The sequence below is a fragment of the Marinarcus sediminis (SeqCode) genome, assembly GCF_048571275.1.
GTDB lineage: Bacteria > Campylobacterota > Campylobacteria > Campylobacterales > Arcobacteraceae > Marinarcus > Marinarcus sediminis.
In genome coordinates this window covers 2,218,906-2,230,884 of the sequence record NZ_CP182357.1, presented here as the reverse complement: position 1 = coordinate 2,230,884, position 11,979 = coordinate 2,218,906, and the positions used below count along the sequence as shown (strand labels likewise).

The following is an 11,979-nucleotide window of genomic DNA, read 5'->3' as shown; positions in this document are numbered from 1 at the left end:
TTATTTGACCTCTATATTGTATTTTTTAAGAAGACCTACCCAAGAAACTTTATTTCCTTTTTTATTAAAAATCGTAGGTGTTCCCGATATATTTAATGTTCGTGCAATGTTCATCTCTTCTTCTAAATGTGCTTCATATGAAGCCAAACTTTTTTGATTACGTTTAATAAATAGTTCTGAAGAGGCATCTATGTTTAACATGGCATCTATTTTTGCTTCATTTGTTTTTTGGCTTAAAATGTACAGCGATAAATTTTTTGCCTTTTCATGAAAACTCAACGGATAAAAGAAGACTTTTATTTTGACAAATTTTTCAAGTTGAGGGAAAAACGACTCAAATTTTTTACAATAAGGACATTCTGGATCGGTAAAAAGAATATATTCATCTTTTCCACTGCCAAAGGTTAATGCCTCTTTGTTTTGTGTAATGCTTAAATCAATAGGAAGTGTTAATGCCGATCCTGTAGTGGCATCCATGGCATTTCCCGCAATAATATATTTTTTATCTTTTGTGAGATAAATGGATTGTTTTTGTCCTTGTATGGTTGAATCAAGCAGGTATAAACTTTGAGCGTCATATGCTTTATTGACCTCTATGTTTGCTTGTTTGATTAAGTTTAATGCTTGAATATTTACAAGCTCCTGAGAAGATACTTCTTTCAGATCTTGTGCATGAGCGATCATAAAAAAAAGAGAGAAGAAGAGGGTTCGTTTAAAGATAGTTAACATACATTGTCCTAATATAAAATTTTATAATAAGATGATACAGAAAAATTGTTTAGAAAGTGTAAAATACAGAGAGAGACAACAGTTAAAGTCGATTGACTTTAACTATTGTAGCAGTCTTAACACATTTTGTTGGCTGATATTGGATTGGGCAACTGTAAAGGCACCTACTTGTGAAAGAATGTTTTGTTTATTAAAGTTGGTAACCTCTTTTGAGTAATCAATATCAATTAAGATAGAGTTTGCTTCCATAGTGCTTGTGTATTGGCTTGCCAGATTTCTGTTCGCACTTTGGAGTTGATTTGAAGTTGAACCCAAATCAGAACGGTAATCGTTTAATTTTGTTATTGCTGTATCTAATGTGTCTAAATAACTGCTTGCTGTTGCCGCATCAAAAGTAGCAGGGTCTTGATTTAACAATGCATCTAAACCGGTTCCTGTAGTATTGGCTTGAATAGCTGTTGTTGAAATAATATCAGATGAACCATCTCCTGCTTGAAAATCCAAACTGCTGCTGGCTGCTGTATCGGTTGCTGAAGCTTGAAGTAGCGTTGTCCCATTATAATTTGTCGATTTAGCAATATTGTTATATTGTTCAAGCGATTTTTGAATGTTTTGTAATAAGGCTTCTCGTCCTTCTTGACTTGTTGTTGCGGTTGAAGCTTGAAGTAAATCTTTTTTAACACTGTCTAAAATATTGGATTGTTCCGAAATGGCTTTATCGCCAATTTGTGTTAATGCCAATGCACTGTTTACATTTTCAATGCTTTGAGAAAGACCACTTGCTTGAACTTTTAGTTTTTCAGATATTGCTAAGGATGAAGCATTATCCGAAGCTTGATTGATTAAAAGCCCAGTAGCAACTCTTTGAAGGCTGTTGTTTAATTGCGTATTGTTGTTGGTATACGACTGAATGTTACTGTTACTAATGGTCATGATAAACTCCTTAGTTTTCTTTATACTTTAATTCTAGTCTTTTTAAGATTAAATTATCTTTAAGAAAATAAATTATTTTTTATGATTATTTTTTATAATTCCCATAAAAAAGGGATTTATAAAATTATATTATTTTTACTATGATTGTTACAACTGTGATACAGTTAATGATGGATTAAATAAAAAGCGATACAATATCATACTTACTTTTTGGATAAACAATGAAATTACATATACTGCTTTTTTCACTTACAATAGTACTTTTTAGTGCATGTTCGATGAAACCCTTAGCGCCAATTACTTTTAATAAGGTCAATAAAGAGCTCTCTTATGAGAACGATATTAAACCCATTTTAGACAGACGTTGCGTGACATGTCACTCTTGTTATAATTCGGCATGTCAATTAAAACTTTCATCTTATGAGGGCTTAGAACGAGGTGCTACAAAAATAAGCGTCTATGAAAACCGATTAAATGCCATCGAACCTACCCGTCTTTTTATTGATGCAAAAAATGAAAATGAGTGGAGAGAAAAAGGCTTTTTTTCTGTCACAGAAAAACTTGATACAGCAGAAGAGAATAACAATGAATCCATAATGATGCGTTTTTTATATCAAAAAATGAAAAACCCAAAAAGCATTGGAAAATACTCTCCTGAAACCGATGAACTCAGTTGTGTAAAAAATAGGAGTGAATTGGAAACGTATTTTAACGATAATCCTCATAAAGGAATGCCTTATGGCTTCCCTGCATTAGAAGACAAAGAGTATAATCTTGTACAAACTTGGTTGAGTCAAGGTGCAAAAAACAGCACACACGTTGAAGCCATTTCTCAAAAAGATTCCCTTCAAATACAAAAATTTGAAGCATTTTTTAATCAAAGTGATATTAAACATCAAGTGATGGCAAGATATATTTACGAGCATCTTTTTCTGGCACACATCTCTTTTGGAACACCCCACGCTTTTTATGAATTGGTTCGATCTAAAACAGCAACAAATGGTGTTAATGTGATTGCCACACGATTTCCTTTTGATGAAATTGAAGGAAAATTTTATTATCGGTTTAAAAAAATAGAGTCCACTCTTGTGCATAAAACGCACATGGTGTATGAGCTAAATGAAGAAAAACTCAAAAGATTGAATGAACTGTTTATTACTCCAAATTGGGATGAAATACCTCATATGCCATCATATGCACATTTAAGTGCAGCCAATGCATTAAAGACTTTTGAACAAATACCTGCAAAAAGTCGATACCAATTCTTGTTGGATGACATTCACTTTTTTATCATGACATTTATTCGAGGGCCTGTTTGTAAAGGTCAAGTGGCATTAAATGTCATTCAAGATCAGTTTTGGGTAATGTTTTTAGACCCAAAATATGATGTCGCTTTGTACGACAAATATTTTTTACATGACAATTTGATTAATTTGTCTATCCCCAATGAGTATGGCAATAATTTAGGGTTGTTTAAAATGATTGACATTTATCGTGGGTATGAAAAAACAAAAGAGTATTACAAAAACAAAGATATCATTTATCAAACCTATTTCCCCAAAGGATTGCCTCTTGAGTCAATTTGGAAGGGAAATAAAAACAGCAATGACTCAATATTGACTGTCTACAGACACTTTGATTCAGCTTCTGTGCATAAAGGTGCTTGGGGCGATATCCCTAAAACTTTATGGGTAATGGATTACTCTTTGGTTGAAAGACTCTACTATTCATTGGTCGCTGGTTTTGATATTTTTGGAAATACTGGGCATCAATTGATGGTGCGAAAATATATGGATCGACTCAGAATTGAAGGAGAGAGCAACTTTTTGGAGTTTTTACCTCGAGAGTCAAGATCACAATATTTTAGTTCTTGGTATGAAGATGGCGATATAAACTATGGCGATATTTTTACAAAATCACATCAAGAAAGCAATATTAAGTATGAAACAAACTCCTATAAAAAAGAGTTTGTAGAAAAACTTTTGGCATATACCAACACACCCAAAGATAAAATTAATTTTATTGAAAAAGGGTACAAAGCTTCTCCAATAAAAGAGAAATACAACACTATTGAAGAGATTGAAGAGAGCTTTAAAGCTTTGACGTTGCCTAATAGTTCAGAAATTATTCAACAATTTACTGGTTCAAAATCAAATTTAGCCTATATCCGAATTGAAATGAATTCGGGTGAAAATTATGTTTACAGTTTTATCATTAACCGTTGGCACAGGAATGTGGCATTTATGTTTGACGAAGCTTCAAGATTGGATCCAAGCAAAGACAGAATCAATTTTAAACGAGGTTTTGTAGGATCATATCCCAATGTTTTTGTGGTGGTAAAACAAGACGATTTAAGTGAGTTTTTTAATATCATTCAAAATTACAAAGAGAATAAAGCCAATTTAAAAATACTCAATAAATTTGTCATCAATCGAGCCAATAAAAACTTTTGGAAAGTGTATGATTGGTTTGACAGTGAATTTAAAAAATATGACTCAAAAAATTATGGTTTGTTTGATTTAAATCGATATGTAGATGAAACGGTGTATGAAATTGATCAATAAAACGTGATAGGCACATAGTAATCTAAAATAAATTTTCCATCATCCTCGATGAAATGATTTTTTTCATATATTGCATACGAAGGATGAGTGGTAGTTTCATAACCACTTTTTATAAGCCAATCTTGGTAAACCCATTGAATGAGTTTTAACACATCTCCATATTTCCCCTCGACTTTGAACTTTGCATAAATGCCTTCTTGCAAAATAAACGTAGGCAGAGATGAGTTTGGAGGCTCTTTTTCATCTTCCCCCAGAATGATTGCTGCAATATATTGGCACTCGTTTAAAGGTGTGACAATGGGGTTGTCGTGGTGTAATCCCATTTGTTGAAAATGTTTAATGTTATTGCTCAGTGTCCAAATATTGAGTTTTTCCCATGTTTTTCTAATGCTTTTGTCATACCCTTTATGTCGAATGTAATACCCCTTCATTTTGGGCATTTTCACAATTTTTGGCTCTAAGTTTAGGAAACTGGCTTCCGAAGAGAGTGTACTTTGAGAAGCCTTTAAAATCTCATTTGAGTAGGTTTTATACCCGTTTTGTCGCCATCTATTTGGTGTCATATTAAATCGTTGTTTAAACGCGCGAATAAATGAAGTTTGAGAACTGTATCCGCACATATTTGCTACTGCTGTAATGGTTGAATTGTTGTTGGTAATTAAAAGATTGGATGCTTTTTGCAGTCGTATTGATTTGATGGTTTCATAAATATTTTTCCCAAAAGCCTCTTTAAAAACACGATGTAAATGAAATTTACTGATTTGAAGTTCATAACATAAATCGTCCATATCGATATTGGTATCAATGTATTTGTAAATATAGTTCATAACATTATTGGCAATTTTTTCTCTTTTTTTGAGTGTTTCGTTTTTCATACATTGAGTATAACATAAACTGTTTGTAAAATTAGCAATAATAGCTAACTTTTATAGCACAAATAGTGAAGAAAAAAAGATTCTTTTGATGTATTCTTCAAATAAAAAAAGGTTACGAACATATGAAAAGGTCATTTATACGAGAAATTCTTGAATCCATAGATGAACAAACCATCTCTTTTGCAGGAGGATTGCCCAATGAAAAGCTCTTCCCCGTTGAAGATTTAAAAAATGTAACACAAAAAATATTTGATAATCCAAAAGTTTTACAATACAGCGTGAGCAATGGAATTAAACCTTTAAGAGAAAAAATTGCACAACAATACAGCAATGAAGGATTTCCAACAAAAGCAGAAAATATTTTAATTACTACGGGCAGTCAACAAGCCATGTATATCATTGCAAAATATTTTGAACTTAAAGATATTACCGTAGAAGAACCTTCATATTTGGGGGCGATGAACATTTTTAAACTCAACAAATTAAAGATGCAAGGTGTGAAACTTGAAGAGGATGGTATCATAATTGATGCCTTTGAGAAGAGTTTTGAAAAGACAAAATTGGCGTATTTGATTCCTGATTTTCAAAACCCCTTTTCTTCAACATATTCTCAAGACAAAAGAGAACAAATTGCCAAAATTGTGCAAAAATATAATGGAATTTTAATTGAAGACAGTCCTTACAGCGAATTATATTTTGATAAAAAAAATAAAAGTATCAGTAAAGAGCTTCCCCAAAACAGTTTTCATTTGGGCTCTTTTTCGAAAACATTGGCACCGAGTTTAAGAATAGGGTGGATTCGTGCAAGTGAAACGTTGATTCGCTCAATTATGATCATTAAAGAGAGCATTGATTTACACAGTTGTGGAATTTCACAACATATTTTAGATGAGTATTTAAAAGATGAAAACCGATATAAGATGCACCTTCAAACCATTCGAAATGATTACAAAACAAAAATGAATTTTTTTGCACAAACCTTAGAAGAGGTATTGCCAGAGTTTACTTTCACGAAACCCAAAGGAGGTATGTTTTTATATGGAAAATTTAATGATTTAGACTCTTTTGAATTGGTACAACGATGCATGAAAAATAGGGTTGTTTTTGTTCCTGGAAGTGAATTTTATATTGATAATCGAAAAACAAGTGAAGTCCGATTTAACTACAGTCATACCAATATTGAAGACATAAAAAGAGGTTTGGAGTTGGTTAAAGCTTCTCTTTGATTCCCATTGGAATAGAAATTGTATGTAAAACAATGGGGAAAACGAAGGAGAAGCAATGAGTAAAGTAAGAGACAGGTATGTAACCTTTGATAACATCGATTGTTACGCCAATGCCATTGAAGTATTGGATGCACTTGCAGAATTATTAGAAGATAAACCAGAAGCCAATAACAGTTTTTGGAAAAGATTTTATGAGCATATACCCGAAAATTATGCAGAAATTTATGAAAAAGAGGGATACAAAGATATTTTGTATTATGTTTGTTCCAATGTTTTTTATATCTCTGATTTGTTTGAAGAGTATGATTTCCAAAAAGGAATTGACATTCTTGACCGAGCTGAGTTAGAGTGTTGTTAAATTATCTGAAGTAAAGCAATTTACTTCAGATAATGATTTTATATAATACTGCTGTGGTTAAAAAAGAAATCAATATTCCATAACCTACAATAGCAGAACTTAATCGTGGGGCAAGTCCTGCCATGGATGCTACTGCACCTGCCGTTATCATGGGAGCCATTCCCGCTTCCATAATAGATACACTGGCCGCCTCACTGCTCCATGAAAAGAGTTTACACATAAGAATAGCAATCGTAGGTGCAATGAGAAGTTTAATCAAGAGTGCTGCAGTAAAGGGTTTGACTTCATGACCAGGAAGTTTGAGTTTTAACTGCAATCCAACAGCAACCAACGCCAAAGGAACAATCGTAGAACTCAAAGTTTCCAGTACATTGTTTATCAAAGATGGGAAATTTACCCCCATAAGAAACAGTGCGAGTACCAGTGACAAAAAGGGTGGAAAAGTCAACACTTTTTGAATAATGATTTTAAAATTGAGTTCACTTTTACTTGAGTAATACGATGCCACAAATGTTCCATAACTTGCCAAAGCAATAAAAGTTCCCAATTGATCATAAACAATGACATACGGAAGTGCTTCTGCTCCAAAATAGGCATTGACAATAGGAATACCTAAAAATGAGCTGTTTCCTAAAACTGTGACCAACATTAAACAACCCGTTATCTCTTTTGAAAACTCCAAGAGTTTTGAGACTGAAAGAACCAAAATAACGGAGATAATCATGACTGACCAAGCAATGATAATGGGCATAAACATATCAATAGAGAATGAAAGTTTCGGTATTTGCAATAAAATCATCGCAGGCAACGAAATGTATATTACAAATTGATTGAGTGTTGTGGGTGCCTCTTTTGAAAAAATATTGAGTTTTTGTAGAATATATCCAAGAACAATTGCCAATGCAATTAAAATAAAATTATCCATCTTATCCCAAAATATCTTTTACAGCTTGACCAATATGACCAGGTGATTTAACGACCGTTACTCCACACGCCTCTAAGGCATCCATTTTCTCTTTTGCTGTCCCTTTTCCCCCACTGACAATGGCACCAGCATGTCCCATTCTTTTGCCTTTTGGTGCACTTTGTCCCGCAATAAATGCTATTACGGGTTTCGTGATATGCTCTTTAATAAATTCAGCTGCTTTTATTTCGAGTGTTCCACCAATTTCACCAATTAAAACAATGGCACGGGTTTGTTCATCTGCTTCAAACATGGTTAAAAGTTCTTTGTAACTTAATCCAATAATAGGATCACCCCCAATACCAACAGCGGTTGAAATACCCAAGCCAGATTGCACAATTTGATTTGATGCTTCATAGGTGAGTGTTCCTGATTTTGAGATAAGTCCCACACACCCTTTTTTAAAAATTGCGCCAGGCATGATTCCCAATTTACACTCTTGGGCAGTGATGATACCTGGGCAATTAGGGCCAATGAGTTGCATACCGTTTTTAATGGCATAAGCTTTGGCGACTTGTATATCTTTTACTGGAGCACCTTCGGTGATGGCAATACAGAGTTTTATGCCGTAACTGGCTGCTTCCATGATGGCATCTGCCACAAATTTAGGTGGAACAAAAATCAATGAAACGGTCGCTTCTGTTGCCTCAACAGCCTCTTTAACGGTGTTAAACACAGGCAAGTTTAAATGCGTAGTTCCTCCTTTATAAGGAGTAACTCCTGCAACAATTTTCGTACCATATTCTATGCACTGTTGCGCGTGAAAAGTTGCCTCTTTTCCTGTAAAGCCTTGAACAATAACTTTGGTATCTTTATTGATTAAAATAGACATGATACTTCCTTATTTTTTTGAAGCTTCAACAGCTTTTTTTGCTCCATCTTCTAAAGAGTGTGCAACAATAATATTTTTGATATTGGCTTCATTTAAAATTTCAGCAGCAATTTTGGCATTGGTACCATCAAGTCGTACAACAATAGGCACATTGACTTCTACGTTGTGCGTGGCTTCTATGATTCCATTGGCAATTCGGTCACACCGAACAATACCTGCAAAAATATTGACAAATATGGATTTGACATTTTTATCTCTTAAAATAAGTTCAAACCCTTTTGCCACACTTTCAGCACTGGCATTTCCTCCCACATCTAAGAAGTTTGCCGCTGTTCCGCCTTCATAGGTGATAATATCCATGGTGGCCATCGCAAGTCCTGCACCATTGACCATACACCCTACATTTCCATCAAGTTTGATGTAAGAAAGCCCATATTTTGCCGCTTCAACTTCGGCTTTATCCTCTTCACTTAAGTCTCTCATGGCTTCGATTTCATCATGTCGAAACAACGCACTGTCATCGACTCCCATTTTTCCATCTAAAGCTAAAAACTTATTTTCATCGGTTTTAACCAAAGGGTTGATTTCAATAAGTTCTGCATCGTCTTCGAGATAGATTCGGTAGAGTGTTTTGGCAAATTGAATAAAGTTTGCCATATCTTCTTTAAAAATACCCAATTCAAAAGCGAGTTCTCTTCCATGAAAGTCTTGAAAACCTACCGTTGGGTCAATGGGGATTTTTTTAATGCTTTGAGGATTCTCTTGTGCCACTTTTTCAATTTCCACACCACCATCACGAGAGCCCATCATTACAGGCATTTCAAGTGCTCTGTCCAATACGATTCCCAAATACGCTTCATAGGTGATATTAACACCCTCTTCAATGTATATTTTTGACACCAGTTTTCCCTCTGGTCCCGTTTGTTTGGTCACTAAAACCATGCCCAAAAGTTCATCGGCATATTTTTTAACCTCTTCTAAGGAGTTTGCAACCTTAATGCCACCGGCTTTCCCTCGTCCCCCTGTGTGTACTTGTGCTTTTAAAACCCATTTTTTCCCACCAAGTTTTTTAGCACACTGTATGGTTTCATTGATGCTTGTCGCTAAAAAACCTTTGGGAGTGGGCAAATAATATTTATGGAAAATCTGTTTGGCTTGGTATTCATGTATGTTCATGGAAACTCCTAAGAAAGTTAAACGTTACTTTTATTCTACACTGTTGCAACAATTATACATAAAAAGTATAAATTATTAATTACATAATACACAAAGCCGTTTGACAAGGATTCTCATTGGTGAGGGTTCCATGCTCTTTGACATATTCAATTCCCCATTTGTGCATTTCTGATAAAACGGGTTTGAGTTGTAAGCCAATATGGGTCAATGAATAAACCACTTTTGGGGGTACTTCAGGAAAGACTTCACGGTGAATAATATTTTTACCTTCTAACTCTTTTAATTTAACGGTTAAGGTTTTTTGTGTGATTTCACTGATGATTTCGTGTAACTCTTTAAAACGTTTATTTCCATCTAACAAGTGCCATATTATGGCAAGTTTCCATCTGTCATTAAAGACATCCAGTGTGACTGAAACGGAACATTTATACTCTTTATCATTTATATAATACATCATAAATCCTTTTCTAAAAAGTATTATAACATAAAGTTTATAATTTACTATTACTTTACTTTTGGTAAGTAAGAGTAAATTAAGTTTACTGGGTATATAATTCTCATAAATTATTTAGGGAGAAATCATGAAAAATGTATTAATACTAAATGGACATCAGTTTTATAAAGATGTGGCAGAAGGAAATCTAACAAACAGTTTTATAAATAAAGCAAATGAGTTTTTTACTAAAAATGGTTTTGAAGTAAAACAAACAGATATTGAAAAAGGTTATAACATAGAAGAAGAGATTGAAAAGTTTGAATGGGCTGATTATATTTTATTTCAATATCCAGTTTTTTGGATGAGTGTTCCTTGGATTACTAAAAAATATATTGATGAAACTTTTCAACAAGGAAAGTTTTACGCAAATGATGGACGAAGTAGAAGCGATGTTTCAAAAACTTATGGGACCGGTGGATTATTTAAAAATAAAAAATATATGCTAAGTTTAACGATTAATAGCCCATCTTCAACATTTAATAATAAAGATGCTTTTTTTGATGGCATGTCTTTAGATCAAGCCCATATTGCTGTTCATAAAACCTTTCAATTTTGTGGATTAGAACCCCTTGAAACTTATTCAGTACATGATATCTTTAAAGGTGACATGAATTTAGATAAAGAGTTAGAAAGATTTGAGAAAGTTTTAACTAAAAACTTTTTATAAAAAAGGATTTAAATGGAACGATTCGTGTTGTGATTGATAGTACTTACCCTCTTATTGATGCTAAAAAGGCACATGAACGAGCAACGCTTGGACATATTCAAGGTAAGATTGTTCTTACTGTCTCATGATGTAACAAAAAATATACAAAGTTTAAAAACTGAAAAAAGGAAATATTATGAAAAATATAGTCGTTAAAGTCATTAATAAATTGAGAAAAGTGAACCATTAATGCACAAAGAAGAGAATAAAACCAAATATTTTATTGGTATGTTAATCGCTATGTTACTTTGGGGTGTTGCTTGGACTTCTGGAAAAGCAGCGGTTGAACATTCAAATATACAAGTAGCTTCATTTTGGAGATACACAATTTCTTTTGTAGGAATGATACCCGTTATGATTTATATGAAAAGATCTTTGAAAACTGACTTTTTAGGATATATGTATATGCTTTTAGCAGGACTATTAAGTGCAGCTTTTAGTTACTTGTTTTTTGCAGGTCTTGCCCATGGAGAAGCTGGATATGGAGGAACTATGGTTACATCATTGGTTCCTTTACTTACCTATTTTTTATCTATTTTGCTTTTTGGTACAAGAGTATCAGCAAAACAAGTATTTGCTTTGGGTATTGGTGTATTTGGAGCGATTATTTTGCTTCGTATTCCAATGGAGGGATTAGGCTTTTTAAATCTTGATAGTATATATTTTTTAGTTTGCGCTATAGTATGGTCTTTTGTTACAGTTTTAACGCAAAAGGCTTCAAAAAGAGTTGACCCTATGTTTTACACTTTAGTAATCTTTGGTGTAACTGCTTTTACAAATATGATTATTGCCTTACCACATCGTCCTTTTGAAATAGGATTATATGATTCCGTGTTTTGGTGGAATATTTTATTTGTAGGATTATTTTCTGGAACTTTTGCAATGACAATATTTTTTGCTAGTGCCAGCAGAATAGGGGCACATAATACAGGTGTATTTATGTTTATCGTTCCAATTGGTGCAACAGTATCAAGTTATTTTGCCTACGGTGAAAAAATAGCTTCATCTACTGTGATGGGGTGTTTATTGTCCTTGACAGCAGTTATATTGTTTAATAAAAAGAGTAGAATAGAAAAAATGCAATTAAAAGCATTAAAAGAAGCTAAAAATTTATAAAAGG

The 11,979-nt window shown here is 33.4% G+C and carries 13 protein-coding genes; 6 read left to right on the top strand and 7 right to left on the bottom strand.

The window, feature by feature from the left end; all coding sequences use genetic code 11:
- Positions 1–729, bottom strand: a complete 729-nt coding sequence (locus tag ACNI3C_RS11245; RefSeq protein ID WP_419769896.1) for a thioredoxin fold domain-containing protein — start codon at positions 727–729, stop codon at positions 1–3.
- 102 nt (positions 730–831) lie between these two features.
- On the bottom strand, positions 832–1,662 hold the full coding sequence (locus ACNI3C_RS11240; protein ID WP_419769895.1) for a flagellin: 831 nt from the start codon (positions 1,660–1,662) through the stop codon (positions 832–834).
- Positions 1,663–1,883: 221 nt separating this feature from the next.
- Here ACNI3C_RS11240 and ACNI3C_RS11235 point away from each other — a divergent pair, with 221 nt between their 5' ends.
- The gene (locus ACNI3C_RS11235; protein ID WP_419769894.1) at positions 1,884–4,226 is read left to right on the top strand and encodes a fatty acid cis/trans isomerase; all 2,343 of its coding nucleotides are present in this window, start codon (positions 1,884–1,886) and stop codon (positions 4,224–4,226) included.
- On the opposite strand, the gene ACNI3C_RS11230 is transcribed toward ACNI3C_RS11235, so the two are convergent.
- Positions 4,220–5,101, bottom strand: a complete 882-nt coding sequence (locus ACNI3C_RS11230; RefSeq protein ID WP_419769893.1) for an AraC family transcriptional regulator — start codon at positions 5,099–5,101, stop codon at positions 4,220–4,222. The genes ACNI3C_RS11235 and ACNI3C_RS11230 overlap by 7 nt on opposite strands.
- 122 nt (positions 5,102–5,223) lie before the next feature.
- Between ACNI3C_RS11230 and ACNI3C_RS11225 the strand changes: the two genes are divergently transcribed.
- Together ACNI3C_RS11225 and cowN are read left to right on the top strand one after the other, a co-directional pair.
- Positions 5,224–6,327 (top strand): aminotransferase-like domain-containing protein, encoded by a 1,104-nt coding sequence (locus tag ACNI3C_RS11225; RefSeq protein WP_419769892.1) that lies wholly within the window; start codon positions 5,224–5,226, stop codon positions 6,325–6,327.
- A 55-nt stretch (positions 6,328–6,382) separates the two neighbouring features.
- The gene (gene cowN, locus ACNI3C_RS11220) at positions 6,383–6,685 is read left to right on the top strand and encodes a N(2)-fixation sustaining protein CowN (RefSeq protein ID WP_419769891.1); all 303 of its coding nucleotides are present in this window, start codon (positions 6,383–6,385) and stop codon (positions 6,683–6,685) included.
- Between the two features lie 25 nt (positions 6,686–6,710).
- Here the strand turns inward: cowN and ACNI3C_RS11215 are convergent, their stop codons facing one another.
- The 4 genes from ACNI3C_RS11215 to ACNI3C_RS11200 form a co-directional block, all read right to left on the bottom strand.
- Positions 6,711–7,610, bottom strand: coding sequence for an AEC family transporter (locus tag ACNI3C_RS11215; protein WP_419769890.1), 900 nt, complete (start codon positions 7,608–7,610; stop codon positions 6,711–6,713).
- Between the two features lies 1 nt (position 7,611).
- Entirely contained in the window at positions 7,612–8,481 is an 870-nt protein-coding gene (sucD, locus tag ACNI3C_RS11210) for a succinate--CoA ligase subunit alpha (RefSeq protein ID WP_419769889.1), read from the bottom strand.
- Between the two features lie 9 nt (positions 8,482–8,490).
- The gene (gene sucC / locus ACNI3C_RS11205) at positions 8,491–9,657 is read right to left on the bottom strand and encodes an ADP-forming succinate--CoA ligase subunit beta (RefSeq protein ID WP_419769888.1); all 1,167 of its coding nucleotides are present in this window, start codon (positions 9,655–9,657) and stop codon (positions 8,491–8,493) included.
- Between the two features lie 79 nt (positions 9,658–9,736).
- Positions 9,737–10,111 carry a winged helix-turn-helix transcriptional regulator gene (locus tag ACNI3C_RS11200; RefSeq protein ID WP_419769887.1) on the bottom strand — a complete coding sequence of 125 codons (375 nt, stop codon included), beginning with the start codon at positions 10,109–10,111 and terminating at the stop codon, positions 9,737–9,739.
- Positions 10,112–10,238: 127 nt separating this feature from the next.
- Between ACNI3C_RS11200 and ACNI3C_RS11195 the strand changes: the two genes are divergently transcribed.
- The 3 genes from ACNI3C_RS11195 to ACNI3C_RS11185 all read left to right on the top strand — a co-directional run bounded on the left by ACNI3C_RS11195 (position 10,239) and on the right by ACNI3C_RS11185 (position 11,975).
- On the top strand, positions 10,239–10,820 hold the full coding sequence (locus ACNI3C_RS11195) for an NAD(P)H-dependent oxidoreductase (protein ID WP_419769886.1): 582 nt from the start codon (positions 10,239–10,241) through the stop codon (positions 10,818–10,820).
- Between the two features lie 29 nt (positions 10,821–10,849).
- On the top strand, positions 10,850–10,948 hold the full coding sequence (locus ACNI3C_RS11190) for a hypothetical protein (RefSeq protein ID WP_419769885.1): 99 nt from the start codon (positions 10,850–10,852) through the stop codon (positions 10,946–10,948).
- A 100-nt stretch (positions 10,949–11,048) separates the two neighbouring features.
- Positions 11,049–11,975: a DMT family transporter gene (locus ACNI3C_RS11185; protein ID WP_419769884.1), complete on the top strand. Its 927-nt coding sequence runs from the start codon at positions 11,049–11,051 to the stop codon at positions 11,973–11,975.
- Positions 11,976–11,979 lie beyond the last annotated feature (4 nt).